The following is a 16,205-nucleotide window of genomic DNA, read 5'->3' on the forward strand; positions in this document are numbered from 1 at the left end:
AGAAACCCGCCAAGCACTGAAAGCGCTCCAAGCAGTGGACGACGGCGTCCCGGGCGTTTGGCGCCGGTCGTCGGCAAAGCACGGAATATGTTGCAGGACGCGCTGGCCTCCGCGGGCTACCCCGAGCGAATCCTGGTGGCTTGCAGCGGGGGGCCGGATTCCTTGGCGCTTGCCTCAGTGGCAGCCTATTTTGCCCGGCGTGGCCACGTTCACGGCCGCCCCGTGAGCGTAGCCGCCGTCGTGGTTGACCATCAACTGCAGGAAGGCTCGGCTGAGGTCGCGGCACGGACCGTGGCGATCCTTGAAGGGCTGGGACTCTCGCCCGTCCAGCTGCGGACCGTGGAAGTGGCAGCTACCGGGTTCGGTCCCGAGGCGGCAGCCCGGGACGCCCGGCACGCGGCCCTCGAAGCGGCCGCCACCGAACTTGATTGCGGAGCAATCCTGCTCGGGCACACGCTGGACGACCAGGCCGAACAGGTGCTGCTGGGCCTGGCCCGGGGCTCGGGAACGCGTTCCCTCGCCGGGATGCGGCCCGCCCGCGGCAAGCTCCTTCGTCCCTTCCTCGGGCTTCGCCGCGCCGAAACGCTCGAAATCTGCGAGGTCGAGGAACTCGAAACCTGGCACGATCCCAGTAACGCTGACCCCGCCTTCGCCCGCTCGCGGACCAGGGTTGAGGTGATGCCCTTGCTTGAGGACAAGCTGGGGCCCGGCGTGGCCGAATCACTCGCCCGCACCGCCGCGATCCTGCAACAGGATGCCGACTTCCTGGAGCACCTTGCCGCTGAGAGCTATGCGGGCCTCGTGAACCGGAGCGACGACGGGGTCTGGCTCCCGGAAGACCGCTTGAGGGAATTGTCCCCCGCGCTGAGGTTCCGGGTGATCGCCAAGGCGGCGGCCGACGTCGGGGGCCAACAGCCCGGCTACGGGCGGCTTCAGGCCGCCGAAGGCTTGCTGCGTCGCCAGGGATCCGCGGGCCCCGTGCAGCTTCCCGGTAGCGTCAGCGTGTACCGCGTATCCCTGAGCGAATTGGAGCGGGAGGCCGCAGCCGGAGGAACTGCCGTTCCCCGCGAAGGCGGCGGCTGTGGGAAGCTAGTATTCCGGCATCAAAGATCGCCCCAACAGTAGCCGCACCCACGCATCAACACAGGAGCCATTGGTGGATTCAAACGACGTCCAGGCAGACCTCAAACACGTTCTCTACACCAAGGAGCAGATCCAGCAACGGATCGCCGAACTTGCTGCACAGATTGACAAGGACTACGAGGGCCGCGAGCTGCTGATCGTCGGCGTGCTCAAGGGTGCCGTCATGGTCATGGCTGACCTCGCGCGTGCGCTGCACAGCCACGTCAGCATGGACTGGATGGCGGTGTCCTCGTACGGCTCCGGTACCCAGTCGTCCGGCGTCGTGCGCATCCTCAAGGACCTTGATACCGACCTCATGGGCAAGGATGTCCTGATTGTCGAAGACATTATCGATTCCGGCCTGACCCTCTCCTGGCTCAAGACCAACCTCGAATCGCGAGGCACCGCCTCGGTGGAAATCTGCACCGCTTTCCGCAAGCCCACGGCCGCCAAGGTCGAGATCGACGTCAAGTACGTCGGCTATGACATTCCCAACGAATTCGTCGTCGGATACGGTCTCGATTACGCCGAGAAATACCGCAACCTGGACTTTGTGGGAACCCTCGCCCCGCACGTTTACGAATAGCCTTTCATTTCGCGTCCTAGACGCAAATGAAAGCGAGAGAAGTCGGCCGTCCCATTGGGAGGCCGACTTCTCTTTTTAACTCATTAGGAGAGGGCTGCCGATAATGGGGGATTTGCGTGTTAGCGTTCAGCTCATTAGTCGTTTGACTTGACCTGTGGGGGGCATTTTGAGTACGAGTTCAGTTTCAATGTCAAAGCGCGGAAAGATGCGGGCGCTTTTGGCCGGCGGATTGGTCCTGGGGGTCGGCGCGGCGGTTGTGTTGGCCGCGTGGAACGATTCCGAGTTCGCCACCGGAACATTCACGGCGGGCACTTTCAATCTTCAAGGAAGCACAGACGGCGCGTCGTACACGGACCACGCTGCCTCCCCTGGCGCCACCCTGCCATTCACCCTCAACCCGACCAATCTGGCACCGGGGGACACAGTCTACGCGCCCTTCGCGGTGCGGCTGGCGGCCAACACCACTACAGGCTCCACTGTCACGGTGAATACAGCCACCGCCACCGGGTCGGTCGCGAACCTGAGTTATGAACTTGTCCAGCCCACGTCCTTCGGATGCTCCAGCAGCACCACGGGAACCGAATTGGTGCAGGCGGGTACCGCTCTCAATGGAGCGCTGAGCGGAGTCACGTTCACCCTCAGCCCCGGCAGCCCCGCGAGCGATCCCGGTGACGCGGTCTTCCTCTGCTTCAAAGTGACTGCGGCCGCCGGCTTGGTCCAAGGGCAAAACGGCACGGCCACGTGGCAGTTCGCTGCGGCATCCACCTCCTGACCAGCCGCGATGACCGGACGCAGGGCGACTCGTCGGCCTGAGCGGGGCCGCCAGCGCTTCCTCCGTGTGCGCGCCATCTTGGCCGGGGGCCTTGTCCTCGGTGCCGGATGCACGCTGACCCTCGCTGCCTGGAACGATTCCGAGTTCGCGGCAGGAACATTCACCGCCAGCTCGTTCCAGATCGAATCCTCCGTCAACTCAGGAGGTGCATGGCTGGCACATCCCACGTCGGGATCCGCTGCCACCATGGCATTCAGTGCTGCAGGAATGTCACCAAGCACCGTCAACTACGCTCCCATCTGGATCCGGACTACTGCGGGGTCGCTTTCCGGAACCTTGACGCTCCAAGGAGCCAGCAACAACAACGCCGCCCTGGCCGCTGCCCTGGCCTATCGCGTGGTCAGGTACTCGTCCGGATCGTGCGACTCGAGCCAGTTCACGGCCGGGGCGAGCTACCTTGTCGGGACCTCGGCGTCGACGGTGCCACTCACCACGGCCGGTGCCGCCACAGCGGTGGCTGCGAACTCGCTGAGCCCCACCCAGATGTGCTTCGAGGTCACGATGCTTGCCTCCGCGGACAACTCCCTGCAGGGGGCCAGCGTGACGGCAACCTGGGAAATCAAGGGAACGTCCGACTCATGAGGACGGTGCTTGAGCCGGTGGGGTCCCGACGACGGACGGCCGACAACCGCAGGCGCCTCGCCGACGTCGTGCGCGAGACGTTGCTTAACCTCGCGGCGATCGGCGGCGCCATCTGCATCCTCCTGACGTTGGCCGCCGTCTTTTTCCACATCACGCTCATCATGTTCAAGACCGGCTCGATGTCTCCCGGGATCCCTGCTGGATCCTTGGCCATAGTCCGCGAGGTCCCGGCGTCGGAAGTGCGGACAGGCGACGTTGTCACCGTGGACCGGCCGGGACAATTGCCCGTCACCCACCGGGTCACATCCTCCCGGATGGTCGACGGCGCCACGGCCGTCCTCACGCTCAAAGGCGACGCCAATCCCGTGGAGGATCCCGCACCGTACACCGTCTCCAAAGTCCGCACGGTGCTCTATTCGGTGCCGGGTATTGCCTACGTTGTTGCGGGAGCATCGAGCCCCTGGGTGCTTGGCGGCACTACGGTTGCCGTGTCCGCGTTGGTGACCTGGGCGCTGTGGCCCCGCCCCGAGAGGGCCCCGCGGGCCCGAATCAAGGCGAGGCGATGATCGGACACGGGAGCCTCAGGCGTTACGCGGCGACGGTCGCCTTGGTATCGCTGGGTCTGCTCTGCTCCGCTCCGGCGTCGGCGGCGACAGACGGGCCGGACCTGATCCTGACACACGGGGGGAGCAATCCGCCGGCCGTCCTTGCGCCCGGATCTACCAGCCGATGGAGTATCGGGGTGACTGCCAGGGCCGTGACCCTGCACGATTTGAGGATGCGGCTGCTTGCGGACGGCCCACTTATGGAGCTTGCCGCATCGGATGAGTCGGCACGAGTCGTCACGGTAGGTGTCCGCAGCTGCACCACCGCCTGGGCGGCGGAGGTCTGCCGGTCCGGTGAAAACACCGTCATCCCGACAACGACGCTTTCCTCCTTGGGTGGTGCGACCAGTCTTGCAAATCCCGACGGCGGAATTCCGGCCGGCGTCGAACTGCTGCTTGAGGTGACGCTTTCGCCGTCGGCGGGTAACAGCGTGCAAGGGCTTTCAACCAGAATTACGGCCAGGGTGGACGCCGCCGGCGAGCCAGCCGGGCCGCACGACTTTCCCGGCACCGCTCTCGCGGATACCGGCTTCCGCCTGGGCATCTTTGCCCTTCTGGGCCTTGGGACTGTCCTGGCCGGGGCTCTCGCGTCCAAGCTCGCCGGCGCCCGTGCGGCTGCCGACGGAATCGCGCCCGCCCGTGATCCGGGTGGGGACTGATGGCAACACCTTCGAAGTCGCATCGCCTGCGATCGCTGCTCACGGTGGCCGGGGTCGCGGCCGCACTGTTTGTGGTCCCGGGCGGAACGGGGACCACGGACGCGAGCTGGTCCGCCTCCGAAGTTGGCTCCGGTACATTGAACGCGCTCACGATTCCCCCGCCGGTCATGATCGGCCCGTGTACGCTCAGCCCCGGGGTCGCCGGGACCAGCCCCGTGATCACCGTCAACTGGCGATTCCCGGCGGGAACCGCGTATGCGGCGCCCGCCAACGTGAACTACTACGTAGCCAACGGGGGACTTCTCCCGAATCTGACAGGCGTGGTGCTGGGAACCAACCTCTCCACGACGGGCCCTGTCGGAGGCGTGTACACGACGCAATTCAAGTCGGGCGTGCTCGGCGGTTTGCTGGGGGGCTCCTACGGTGTCTATCTGCAGACGAAGGACGGCTCGGGGTGGGTCTCCTCCTTGGCCACGGCAAACGCATCCATGGGACTGGCGGGCGCCAACCCGGCCTGTACCGTGCAGTAGTTGCAACCGTTCGACGATTGCGTTCGACCCGCTGCGCGGGGATCCTGAAAGAACGGTGGATTTCCCCCGGGAACTTCCGGAATTCCGTGTTCATGTACGCCTAGAGGGAACTTTTGCCTCTCACTGTGCGTGAATCACTCCGAACGGTGTAAAGCTAGAAACTGACGCAGCACCACACGCGCGCAGAAGCTGCGCCGTGCAGCACTACCAGGAGGGACGGGGCGGAGCCCCCGAACAGATGAAAGCTAAGAGTTTCTTCAAGGGCCCGGGCATCTGGATTGTTGTCGTAGTCGGCTTGCTCCTGGTGGCATTTGCAACCCTTGCCCCCGGCGGATCCACCCGTATCGACACCGACAAGGGCCTCGCGATCCTCTCGCAGAGCGGCAAGGTGGACCAGGCCAAAATCTACGATGCCGAGAACCGCGTTGACCTGACGCTGAAAGACAACCTCGTCATCGATGGCCAGGACAAAGGCAAGAACGTCCAGTTCTTCTACGTCACCGCGCGAGCCGGGGATGTCGTCAAGGCCGTCACCAACGCCCAGCCATCCGGGGGCTTCACGGACCAGCCCGTCGAGAACAACTGGTTCTCCGGGCTGTTCTCCCTGCTCATCCCCGTCCTCCTGCTGGGTGTGCTTTTCTGGTTCCTGCTCTCCCGCATGCAAGGCGGCGGTTCCAAGGTGATGCAGTTCGGAAAGTCGAAGGCCAAGCTGGTCAACAAGGACATGCCGCAGGTTACCTTCTCTGACGTTGCCGGTGCGGACGAAGCCGTCGAAGAGCTCCAGGAGATCAAGGAATTCCTCGCAGAACCGGCGAAGTTCCAGGCCGTCGGCGCGAAGATCCCCAAGGGCGTGCTGTTGTACGGCCCTCCGGGCACCGGCAAGACCCTCCTGGCCCGCGCCGTCGCAGGCGAGGCCGGCGTCCCGTTCTTCTCCATCTCGGGCTCGGACTTCGTCGAAATGTTCGTAGGCGTCGGTGCTTCGCGCGTCCGCGACCTTTTCGAGCAAGCCAAGTCCAATGCGCCCGCCATCATTTTCGTTGACGAGATCGACGCCGTCGGACGTCACCGTGGCGCCGGCATCGGCGGCGGCAACGACGAGCGCGAGCAGACCCTTAACCAGCTCCTCGTCGAAATGGACGGCTTCGACGTCAAGACCAACGTCATCCTGATCGCGGCAACCAACCGTCCGGACGTCCTGGACCCTGCCCTGCTCCGTCCGGGCCGCTTCGATCGCCAGATCACTGTTGAGGCACCGGACCTGATTGGTCGTGAACAGATCCTGAATGTCCACGCCAAGGGCAAGCCGATGGCCCACGGCGTCGACCTCAAAGGCGTCGCGAAGAAGACCCCGGGCTACACGGGTGCCGACCTTGCCAACGTGCTCAACGAGGCCGCACTCCTGACGGCCAGGTCCAATGCCAACCTGATTGACGACCGCGCCCTGGACGAGGCAATCGACCGCGTCATGGCCGGCCCGCAGAAGCGCAGCCGCGTCATGAAGGAAATGGAGCGGAAGATCACCGCCTACCACGAGGGCGGCCACGCCCTGGTGGCAGCGGCATTGCGCAATTCAGCCCCTGTCACGAAGATCACCATCCTGCCCCGAGGCCGCGCACTCGGCTACACGATGGTCGTTCCCGAGGACGACAAATATTCGATCACGCGCAACGAACTCCTCGACCAGATGGCCTATGCCATGGGTGGCCGCGTTGCAGAGGAAATCGTCTTCCACGACCCCTCCACGGGCGCCTCGAACGATATCGAAAAGGCCACTGGAACTGCGCGCAAGATGGTCACCCAGTTCGGCATGAGCGAGCGCATCGGCGCCGTGAAGCTTGGCGCCGGCGGCGGCGAGCCGTTCCTCGGCCGGGACATGGCACAGGAACGCAACTACTCGGACTCGGTGGCGTACATCGTTGACGAGGAAGTGCGCCGCCTGATCGATCAGGCCCACGACGAGGCCTATGCCATCCTGACCGAGAACCGCGACGTCCTGGACCAGTTGGCCCTTGAGCTGCTTGAGCGCGAAACGCTGAACCAGGCCGAGATCGCCCACATCTTCCGCGACATCCGCAAGCGTGATTTCCGCGAGGTATGGCTCTCCAAGGAGTCCCGTCCGGTCCAGACCATCCCTCCGGTGGAATCCCGTGCGGAGAAGGCCGAGCGCGAAGCCCAGGAACAAGCCAAGGCAGCTCGTCTCGAAGAGCCTTTGGACGCCCAGCCCCCGCACCCGCAGGGAGTCGGCAGCCAGGAGTCATTCACTGGTCAAGGACCTGACGCGGGCACCGACGTTTCGCATCAAGGCTAAGCTTTCTGCTGTGACTCACATCGACGACGACGACTTCAGCGGTGCCGCCAGTGACGACTTTGGCGACGCCTCCGGGGGAAAATCAGGTGGCCACGGCCACGGCCACCACTCATATAAGGTCGACCGCCCCCGCATCGAGGCGGCCGTCCGCGAGATCCTCATTGCGGTGGGCGAGGACCCGGACCGTGGCGGACTGGTGGATACGCCGAAGCGCGTAGCCAAGGCTTACGCCGAGGTGTTCGCGGGCCTGCACCAGGATCCCGAACATGTCCTGTCCACCACGTTCGACCTCGACCATGAGGAACTCGTGCTGGTCAAGGACATCCCGTTCTATTCCACGTGCGAGCACCATTTGGTGCCGTTCCACGGCGTCGCGCACGTTGGATACATCCCTTCCCACGACGGCAAAGTGACGGGGCTGAGCAAGCTGGCCCGCCTCGTCGACATTTATGCCCGCCGCCCCCAAGTGCAGGAACGCCTGACCACCCAGATCGTCGAAGCGCTCGTGACCCACCTCAAGCCCAGGGGCGCGATCGTCGTCGTCGAATGCGAACACATGTGCATGTCCATGCGTGGCATCCGCAAGCCCGGCGCCAAGACCGTCACCAGCGCAGTGCGCGGGCAACTTCATGACCCGGCCACCCGCGCCGAAGCCATGAGCCTCATACTCGGAAGGTAACAAAGACCATGGATTCCCTCGCAGCAGCACCAGGAACGGGCCCGGCTACCAGCCCCCTGCCCATTCTCCGCAAACCCCGGCCAGCTGCCCGCTTCGCGGACCTGCCGGCCGACCGCACGCTCGTCATGGGAATTCTGAACGTCACGCCGGATTCATTCAGCGACGGCGGAAAGCACCCGACGGCGGACACCGCCATCGCCCACGCATTGCGCATGTTGTACGCGGGAGCGGACATCATCGACGTCGGCGGCGAATCGACCCGCCCGGGCGCAGAGCCCGTCTCCCCGGAAGAAGAACAGCGCCGGGTCTTGCCGGTGATTCAGGCACTCGTGAAGGCGGGAGCGCTCGTCAGCATCGACACGACGCATGCGTCGACGGCCGCCGCGGCCGTGGAGGCAGGAGCCGCGATCATCAACGATGTCTCAGGGCTGAGCCTCGAACCTGAGATGGCCGAACTCGTTGCACGCACCAAAGTGCCCTATGTCCTGACCCATCGCCGGGGCGACGCCGAGACCATGAACAGCCTTGCCGACTACGGCAATGTGGTTGAGGAAGTCATCGAAGAGCTCAAGGGCGTCCGCGACAAGCTCTACGCGGCAGGCGTCACACCGGAGCAAATCATTGTGGATCCAGGCCTGGGCTTCTCCAAGGACGAGGACCAGAACTGGCAACTCCTCAAGTACATCGGCAAGCTGGATGAACTTGGCCACAAGGTCCTGATTGGAGCTTCCCGCAAGCGTTTCCTCGGGACGCTCCTGACGGTGGCCGGCAAGGCGGCGGCACCGGAGGAGCGCGATCATGCAACCGCTGCCATCACGGCTATCAGTGCCGCGAACGGCGCCTGGGCCGTGCGCGTCCACGACGTCGGCCCCAGCCTTGACGCCGTCAAGGTTGCCGCACGCATCAGACACTAAGCTTCGTGGACAAAGGGGGAGGAACCGGTTTGGACAGGATCACACTGACCGGCGTGACCGCCGTCGGGCATCACGGCGTCTTCGACTTCGAGCGCCGGGACGGACAGCCGTTCGTCGTCGACGCGGTGCTGTACACCGATTTCAGCAAGGCAGCGGAAACCGATGACCTGCAGTTCACGGCGCACTACGGCGAAGTGGCCGAGTACATCACATCCCTCATTACGGGCGAACCCCTCAACCTGATCGAGGCCCTCGCCGTACGGATCGCCGAGGGGATCCTGGCTGGCTTCAACGTTGCCGCCGTCGATGTCACGGTCCACAAACCCAAGGCCCCCATCGAGGTACCCTTCGGTGACGTCACCGTCAGTGTCCACAGGGAGCGTGCATGACCTCCCGTTTCACGAAAGCCATCCTGGCCTTGGGCAGCAACCTGGGTGAGCGGAACGACACCCTCTCCACCGCGGTCGCCGACCTCGTTGACCGCCCGGAAATCCGCCTGCTCGGAGTCTCCCCGGTGGTACAGACGAAAGCCGTGGGCGGGCCTGTGGGGCAACCGGATTTCCTCAACATGGTGATCGCCATTGAGACCACGCTTACGCCGCTGGAACTGTTGCAACACTGCCACGACGTCGAACAAATGCACCACCGGGTCCGCGAGGTCCGCTGGGGCCCCCGCACATTGGACGTGGACATCATCGTCTATGGCGAGTTCAGAAGCGACGACGAAACACTGACCCTGCCGCATCCGCGGGCTGCGGAGCGGGCCTTCGTGCTCTATCCGTGGGCCCTCCTGGACCCTGCTGCGCGGCTCAACGGTGAGAGCGTCGCCGAGCTGGCCGCCAAAGCCGAGGACTTTCCCGGGCTTCGGCCTTTCGACGGTTTCGATGGATCCGGCAGCGTCGCTGCCGCGGGAGCGGTGGAATAGTCCATGAAGGCCATGCGACCGCTCTTGTTGGCGATCATCGCCGTCGTTCTTGCCGCCATCGGCTGGCTGACCACCGTGCTCACTACGCGCTACAGCATGGCGACGCCGGTTCTTCCTCCTTCCGCGTTGATAACCATGGGCTTCATCGCCGTGCTGACCTTGATCATGGGCATCCGCGTCCTGCGGTGGCGCAACGGCAAGAAAAAGACCATGCTCAACCCCATCTTGGCGGCGCGAACCCTGATCCTGGCCCAGGCCTGCGCCTATGCCGGCGCGGTGCTGCTGGGCTGGCATGTGGGAATCGTGATTGAGCAACTCCGGCTCTGGAGCTTCCGGAGCGACCAAGGCATCTTGTGGCTCGCGCTCATCATGGGCGGCGGCGGGCTCATCATGGCCATCGTGGGCCTCGTGGTGGAGCGGTTCTGCCGAATCCCTCCGGAAGACCTGGAAGGCGGCCCCGGCGTCAGGGATCCACGTCGTGGCGAGGCCAAGGGCGAAGGCGAATATGCATACCGCGGCGATTGATCCTCCTGGCCTCCAGTGGCTGCGCGTTTCGCGGAAATACGTGACCGTGCGGATTGTCGAGTGGGCCATTGGCAACGTGATCACGATCGGCCTGTTCAGCTTGCCCTTGCTTTTCGTGGAACTGGGATGGTGGAAGTGGCCACCGCTGTGGCTCGCCGTCGCCGTTCCCGCGGCCTTTCTGCTGGTTGGCCTGTGGCGGCTTGTGTTGATTCCGAGGCAAGTGAGGGCCATCGGCTATGCGGAACGTGACGACGACCTGCTGATCCGCCGCGGCATCTTCTTCCAGCGGACCATGGTGGTTCCCTACGGCCGGATGCAATACGTCGACGTTGCGGTTGGACCTGTCGAGCGGGTCCTTGGGCTGTGCACCCTCAAACTCCACACCGCTTCAGCCGGAACCAACGCCCACCTTCCCGGACTTCCCGCCGCTGAAGGCGCACGGCTGCGCGAGCAGCTTTCGGCCCGCGGCGAAGCGAGGCTGGCCGGGCTGTGACCCAGGAACACACCGTCGTCGACGGCGACTGGCACCGCGTCCACCCGGCGTCGCCCTTCGTGCGGGGATGGGTGGCACTGGCGGCGATCGTCTATTTCTTCGGCCGCGATACCTTCGAACGGGCCCTCCAAGGCCGCGGGACCATAGGCGACAACTTCAACGAACGGACGCTCTGGCTCCTGGCCGGGGGCGGCGTCGTGCTGTTACTTGCTTTGGGTTCTTTCGTCCTCAGCTGGTACTTCACCAGGTACCAGCTTGCCGAAGGCTACGTAAGGGTCAACACCGGCTTCCTGTTCAAGCAGCAGCGCCAGGCGCGGCTTGACCGGGTCCAGGCCATCGACATCGTGCAGCCCCTGCTTGCCCGTATTTTCGGGCTCGCGGAGCTGAAGTTCGAGGTGGCCGACGCCGGCCATTCGGCCGTGCGGCTCTCTTACCTCAGGCTCGCCCAGGCCAAACAGTTCCGTGCCACGATCCTGGGCCGGGCCGCCGGCATTGCTGACGGGAGCGAAACGGTCGACGTGCCCGAGGCCCCCGAGCAGGTGGTGCTCTACGTGCCGCCTGGACGGCTTGTCGGTTCGCTCATCCTGAGCGAGCAGAGCCTCTTCATTGTGCTCAGCGCCATCGCGTCCGTGTTGGTGTCAGTGCTGACCGAGTCCCGGGCCTTCATCCTCTACTTGATTCCGGCAATCCTCGGCTTGGGAACCGCCTACTGGCGATCGTTCAACACGGGCTACAACTTTACGGCGGCAGTTTCCCCGGACGGCATCCGCCTGCGCTACGGGCTCCTGGACACCCGGGCCCAAACCGTGCCTCCCGGCCGCATCCAGGCCCTCAAGGTCACGCAGCCGCCGCTGTGGCGGATTCTCGGCTGGTACAGGATCCACGTGAACGTTGCCGGCTACGGTGAACACCACCGCAGCGAAGGCGAGCACCGGACCCTGTTGCTTCCGGTCGGCCGGAAGCCTGAAGTGATGATGATGCTCTCGCTCGTCCTGCCCGATCCTGGTACCGCCGATCCTGAACGGGTGTTCACCGCCGGGTTGACCGGACTGGATTCAGGCGCCGGCTTTGTCACTACCCCCAAGCGTGCCTGGATTCTTTCCCCGTTGGGCTGGCGACGCAACGGCTTCCTTTCAACGGACACGGCACTGCTGCTGCGCTCCGGCCGCTTGTGGCGGAAGTTGGTGATGGTCCCGCATCAACGAACGCAGTCGATCGCCCTCCACCAAGGTCCGTTGGCCCGGCTCTTCGGCGTCGCCGACCTCGTGTTGCATACGACTCCGGGACCGGTGGCGCCCCGGCTCATCCAGGCAGCCACCGAGGAAGCAGTCGGCTTGTTCGACCAGCAGGCGGCCCGGGCCCGCAAAGCCCGCAAACTGCAAAGTTCCGAGCAATGGTTGGCGCAACTTCCGTCCGCCGCCATGCCGGCCCCGCCCGCCACGCCTGCCATGCGGCGTGCATCAACCCAGGAGGAACCCGACCATGGCTAGGCCAGGACGACTCGGCGTAGGAATCATTGGCGCCGGCAAGGTGGGTGCCGTACTGGGTGCGGCCCTGCGCGGGGCCGAGCACGCCGTCGTCGGGGTTTCCGCAGTGTCGGAGGCGAGCCGGGAGCGGGCGGAGTCGCTGCTGCCGGGGGTCCCGATCCTCGAAATCCAGGAGATCGTGGAGCGGTCCGAGTTGGTGCTCCTTGCCGTTCCGGACGATGCGCTCGGCGAACTCGTGTCAGGACTGGCCAAGCTCGGCGCATGGCAGCCAGGACAGCTCGTGGCGCACACGTCCGGCCGCTTCGGCGTCGGAATACTGAAACCGGTCCGCGCCGCAGGCGCCATTCCGCTCGCCCTCCACCCGGCCATGACGTTCACGGGCATGAGCCTGGACCTCACCCGGCTCATGGACTGCACGTTCGGGGTCACTGCCGACGCCGCGATGCTGCCCATCGCCCAAGCCCTCGTGGTGGAGATGGGCGCTGAACCGGTGGCCATTGCCGAGGCCGATCGCACGCTTTACCACGCGGCCCTCGCGCACAGCTCGAACCATATGGTCACCCTTGTGGCCCAGTCCTCCCAATTGCTCCGGGATATCGGCGTCGACGCGCCGGAACGCATGCTCGGCCCCTTGCTCCGCGCCACCTTGGAGAACGCCCTGGCCTCAGGCGAATCTGCACTGACCGGGCCCGTGGCCCGCGGGGATGTGGGAACCGTCGCCGCCCATGCGGAGGCCCTCAAGGAGTACGACGGCGGTGCCGGCGGCGATGTCCTCGTCGCCTACCGGGCCATGGCCCGCGCCACGGCCCGCCGGGCTGTCAATCGCGGACTGCTCAAAGAGGGCCAGCTTGGCGACATCAACAACGCCTTGGACGCCTCGGGTACGCCGGACAACGGTGAAGACCGTCCAGGCAACGACGCTGCCGGGACGCAGGAAGGAAACTGAGAATGGCCATCAAACTTGTGACCACTGCAGCGGAATTGCGGGCAGAAAGCGCGCGGTTGCTCGCGGAAAAGCGCGGGAGCTCGCAGGGCCTCGTCCCGACGATGGGAGCGCTGCACACGGGTCACGCGGCTCTGGCCCGCACCGCCGTCGAACAGAACGACGTAGTGGTGGCCTCCATCTTCGTGAACCCTCTGCAATTCGGCGAGGCCGCGGACCTCGAACGCTACCCGCGCACGCTTGATGCCGACATGGCTCTCCTTGACGCCGAGGGCGTGGATCTCGTCTTCGCCCCTTCCGTAGAAGAGGTTTACCCCGGTGGGGAGCCGCTGGTCCGGGTGACTTCGGGACCGCTGGGCGAGAAATGGGAGGGCGCCTCGCGCCCCGGCCACTTCGACGGCGCCCTAACGGTGGTCGCCAAACTGTTGCACTACGGACTGCCGGGCGGTCCAGCCGACGACGGCGGTGCTGCCGCGTACCGCGCGTACTTCGGCCAGAAAGATGCCCAGCAGTTGGCGCTCGTGAAGCGGATGGTGGCAGATCTCAGCTTTCCGGTGGACATCGTGGCCGTACCTACTGTGCGCAACGCGGACGGGCTGGCCCTTTCCAGCAGGAATCGTTTCCTTTCCGAACAAGAGCGTGAAGCGGCCTTGGTGCTGTCCCGCGCCCTCCGCCTGCTCGAGTCCCGTGCCCTGGCGAACGAGCCGCTCGAGCTGGACTCCGCCGTCGCGCTCGTTGAATCGCAGCCCCTCGTGAAGCTGGACTATTTCGACGTCGTCGATCCCCGCACGCTGGAACCGCTCGCCGAAAACTGCAAGGAAACTCCCTTCCGGGGCGAAGGGCTTGCGATCATTGCGGCGAAGGTCGGGCCCGTGCGGTTGATCGACAACCTGCCGCTGGGTTCCTGAAGTCTCTTAACTTCCGGATGCCAGTACGCAAACGTTTGGATTAAGCTGCTGACGGGAATGCCGTTGAGGCTTAGACTGTTGCAATCTTCACCGGTGACGAGCGCCGGAAACCATCGCACCCAAAGCTGAGGGATCCTCATGTCTACCGACGTCACATCCGACGCGCACGGCAACCCCATGCCGGAAACAGGGACACAGCAAGCCAGCGACAGGATGTCGCGCGAGTCTGTCACCGTCATCGTCACGCTCCTTGTGGCCACCTTCGTAGTGATCCTCAACGAGACCATCATGAACGTCGCCTTGCAGCGGCTCATGACGGACCTCAATGTCGACGCGCCTACTGTCCAGTGGCTCTCCACTGGATTCATGCTGACCATGGCCGTGGTCATCCCCACCACCGGCTTCATCCTCCAGAGGCTCACCACTCGAGCTGCGTTCCTCCTGGCCATCGGACTGTTCAGCGGCGGTACCCTGCTCGCGGCACTGGCCCCGGGTTTTGGAGTGCTCTTGTTGGCGCGCATCGTCCAAGCGGGCGGCACGGCAATTATGCTGCCGCTGCTGATGACGACCATCTTGACCTTGGTGCCTCTGTCCCGCCGGGGTGCCGTGATGGGCAACGTGACCATTGCCATCTCGGTTGCGCCGGCCTTGGGTCCCACGGTTTCCGGGATCATCCTCGACCACTTCTCGTGGCGATTCATGTTCGTCTTCGTACTGCCGGTGGCCTTGTTGGCGATGGGCATTGGCGCCAAGTTCCTGACCAACGTCGGTGAACGCGGCAACGTCAGGTTGGACTTCGTCTCGGTAGTCCTGACCGTTCCTGCCTTCGGTGGGCTGGTCTATGGACTGAGCCAGATCGGCGGCCACTCCGGAGCAACCGCCGTTCCGATCGCTGCACTCGTGATCGGAGTCCTGTGCATGGTGGCGTTCGTCTTCCGCCAGCTCAAATTGCAGAAGTCCGACGCGCCCCTGCTGGACCTCAGGGCATTCAACTTCCGCATGTTCACGGTCTCGGTCCTGCTCATGGTGGTTGCCATGATGGCCCTGTTCGGCGGAGTGATCCTGCTACCGCTCTACCTGCAAAACGTTCTCCACCTGCAGCCAATGGAGACCGGCCTTGCGCTCCTTCCGGGCGGCTTGGCGATGGGCCTGCTCGGTCCGGTGGTCGGCAGGTTGTTCGACAGGATAGGCCCGCTTCCACTGACTGTCACGGGTTCCATCCTGCTGGTGCTCACGCTGTGGCAGTTCTCAATGCTCAACGCGAGCAGCCCTCTGTGGTGGGTCGTGGTCCTTTACGCAGTGCTTAGCCTGGGTTTGGCTTTGCTGTTCACGCCGGCGTTCACCACTGGCCTCAACCCGCTTCCGCCGCACCTCTATTCGCACGGCTCGGCCATCATGAGCACACTGCAGCAGGTGGCGGGTGCCGCGGGGACTGCGCTCCTGGTTTCGATCTTCGCGGTGGTCTCGGCTGCGTCCGGCTTTGTTGCCGGGATGCAGGCCGCATTCCTGACGGCCACTTTGATTGCGGTGGTTGCCGTAGTGCTGTCCACCATGATGCGAAAGACCGCGGGCGCAGCCGGGCACTGACTCTCGGTGGCGGCGCGGCTGGGTGGCTGCACGGCTGGGTGGCGGCACCGCGCCGCTTGTTTGTGACGCACGGCATGTTTTTGGCTGGCGGCCCTAAAGGCTTTCACTCAGGTGGCACCGGGCGCGGAATTGCCGTGTTGTAGCGGGTTTTGAAGCGCAGGATGGTGCTGTGGGGGTGATTTGCGTGGGGTCTTTGGGGTGTGTAAAGTAGATCGAGTCGCCGCCGCTGATGCGGAAAAATTGCGACCGACCCCCTTTCAAATGGAAACCAAATTCTTGGTTCGCTTTCTTGCGTTCCGGTGTGGTTCCCGGGTGTCACGGATGGTGTTTTGTCCGACGCGGTTCCCGGATTCGGGAGTTGTGCGGAGAGGGCGTGTCTGGTAAGTTTGGAAAGTTGCTCCGGAGCGAGTCTGGGCCCTTTGGTGGGTGTGGGTGGTGCCGGGTGTGTCTGTTGTTTGAGAACTCAATAGTGTGCCAAGTTTGTTGATACCGATTTGTTTTTATGAATTGGTTGATTTTG

At 64.5% G+C, this 16,205-nt stretch carries 18 protein-coding genes; all 18 read left to right on the forward strand.

What is annotated here, in order from left to right:
- Positions 1-87 precede the first annotated feature (87 nt).
- Positions 88-1,125, forward strand: a complete 1,038-nt coding sequence (gene tilS, locus AC3WJU_RS11770; protein WP_284990219.1) for a tRNA lysidine(34) synthetase TilS — start codon at positions 88-90, stop codon at positions 1,123-1,125.
- A gap of 31 nt (positions 1,126-1,156) precedes the next feature.
- The gene (gene hpt, locus AC3WJU_RS11775; RefSeq protein WP_059388924.1) at positions 1,157-1,708 is read left to right on the forward strand and encodes a hypoxanthine phosphoribosyltransferase; all 552 of its coding nucleotides are present in this window, start codon (positions 1,157-1,159) and stop codon (positions 1,706-1,708) included.
- A gap of 187 nt (positions 1,709-1,895) precedes the next feature.
- On the forward strand, positions 1,896-2,480 hold the full coding sequence (locus AC3WJU_RS11780) for a SipW-dependent-type signal peptide-containing protein (protein ID WP_059388925.1): 585 nt from the start codon (positions 1,896-1,898) through the stop codon (positions 2,478-2,480).
- 66 nt (positions 2,481-2,546) lie between these two features.
- The gene (locus tag AC3WJU_RS11785) at positions 2,547-3,122 is read left to right on the forward strand and encodes a SipW-dependent-type signal peptide-containing protein (protein ID WP_172465591.1); all 576 of its coding nucleotides are present in this window, start codon (positions 2,547-2,549) and stop codon (positions 3,120-3,122) included.
- Entirely contained in the window at positions 3,119-3,688 is a 570-nt protein-coding gene (locus AC3WJU_RS11790) for a signal peptidase I (RefSeq protein WP_059388927.1), read from the forward strand. Before AC3WJU_RS11785 ends, AC3WJU_RS11790 begins: the two co-directional genes overlap by 4 nt.
- Entirely contained in the window at positions 3,685-4,386 is a 702-nt protein-coding gene (locus tag AC3WJU_RS11795; protein ID WP_284990220.1) for a hypothetical protein, read from the forward strand. The genes AC3WJU_RS11790 and AC3WJU_RS11795 overlap by 4 nt, the downstream gene beginning before the upstream one ends.
- Positions 4,386-4,916, forward strand: a complete 531-nt coding sequence (locus AC3WJU_RS11800) for a hypothetical protein (RefSeq protein ID WP_492259909.1) — start codon at positions 4,386-4,388, stop codon at positions 4,914-4,916. Before AC3WJU_RS11795 ends, AC3WJU_RS11800 begins: the two co-directional genes overlap by 1 nt.
- A gap of 238 nt (positions 4,917-5,154) precedes the next feature.
- The gene (ftsH, locus tag AC3WJU_RS11805) at positions 5,155-7,224 is read left to right on the forward strand and encodes an ATP-dependent zinc metalloprotease FtsH (RefSeq protein ID WP_284990222.1); all 2,070 of its coding nucleotides are present in this window, start codon (positions 5,155-5,157) and stop codon (positions 7,222-7,224) included.
- A gap of 10 nt (positions 7,225-7,234) precedes the next feature.
- The gene (folE, locus tag AC3WJU_RS11810) at positions 7,235-7,903 is read left to right on the forward strand and encodes a GTP cyclohydrolase I FolE (protein WP_284990223.1); all 669 of its coding nucleotides are present in this window, start codon (positions 7,235-7,237) and stop codon (positions 7,901-7,903) included.
- A gap of 8 nt (positions 7,904-7,911) precedes the next feature.
- On the forward strand, positions 7,912-8,817 hold the full coding sequence (gene folP / locus AC3WJU_RS11815; RefSeq protein ID WP_284990224.1) for a dihydropteroate synthase: 906 nt from the start codon (positions 7,912-7,914) through the stop codon (positions 8,815-8,817).
- A gap of 29 nt (positions 8,818-8,846) precedes the next feature.
- Positions 8,847-9,206, forward strand: coding sequence for a dihydroneopterin aldolase (gene folB / locus AC3WJU_RS11820; RefSeq protein WP_059388928.1), 360 nt, complete (start codon positions 8,847-8,849; stop codon positions 9,204-9,206).
- Entirely contained in the window at positions 9,203-9,742 is a 540-nt protein-coding gene (gene folK / locus AC3WJU_RS11825) for a 2-amino-4-hydroxy-6-hydroxymethyldihydropteridine diphosphokinase (protein WP_284990225.1), read from the forward strand. The genes folB and folK overlap by 4 nt, the downstream gene beginning before the upstream one ends.
- A gap of 3 nt (positions 9,743-9,745) precedes the next feature.
- Complete coding sequence (locus AC3WJU_RS11830; protein ID WP_059388929.1) at positions 9,746-10,267, forward strand: DUF3180 domain-containing protein; 522 nt, start codon at positions 9,746-9,748, stop codon at positions 10,265-10,267.
- Positions 10,248-10,760, forward strand: a complete 513-nt coding sequence (locus AC3WJU_RS11835) for a PH domain-containing protein (RefSeq protein WP_059388930.1) — start codon at positions 10,248-10,250, stop codon at positions 10,758-10,760. The genes AC3WJU_RS11830 and AC3WJU_RS11835 overlap by 20 nt, the downstream gene beginning before the upstream one ends.
- The gene (locus tag AC3WJU_RS11840; RefSeq protein ID WP_492259910.1) at positions 10,757-12,250 is read left to right on the forward strand and encodes a PH domain-containing protein; all 1,494 of its coding nucleotides are present in this window, start codon (positions 10,757-10,759) and stop codon (positions 12,248-12,250) included. The genes AC3WJU_RS11835 and AC3WJU_RS11840 overlap by 4 nt, the downstream gene beginning before the upstream one ends.
- Complete coding sequence (locus AC3WJU_RS11845) at positions 12,243-13,193, forward strand: Rossmann-like and DUF2520 domain-containing protein (RefSeq protein WP_441432788.1); 951 nt, start codon at positions 12,243-12,245, stop codon at positions 13,191-13,193. Before AC3WJU_RS11840 ends, AC3WJU_RS11845 begins: the two co-directional genes overlap by 8 nt.
- Before the next feature lie 2 nt (positions 13,194-13,195).
- Positions 13,196-14,098 (forward strand): pantoate--beta-alanine ligase, encoded by a 903-nt coding sequence (gene panC, locus AC3WJU_RS11850; RefSeq protein WP_492259911.1) that lies wholly within the window; start codon positions 13,196-13,198, stop codon positions 14,096-14,098.
- Between the two features lie 138 nt (positions 14,099-14,236).
- Entirely contained in the window at positions 14,237-15,685 is a 1,449-nt protein-coding gene (locus AC3WJU_RS11855) for a DHA2 family efflux MFS transporter permease subunit (RefSeq protein ID WP_306964413.1), read from the forward strand.
- The last annotated feature ends 520 nt before the right edge of the window (positions 15,686-16,205 follow it).

The organism is Arthrobacter sp. FW306-1B-F12A (genome assembly GCF_058781865.1).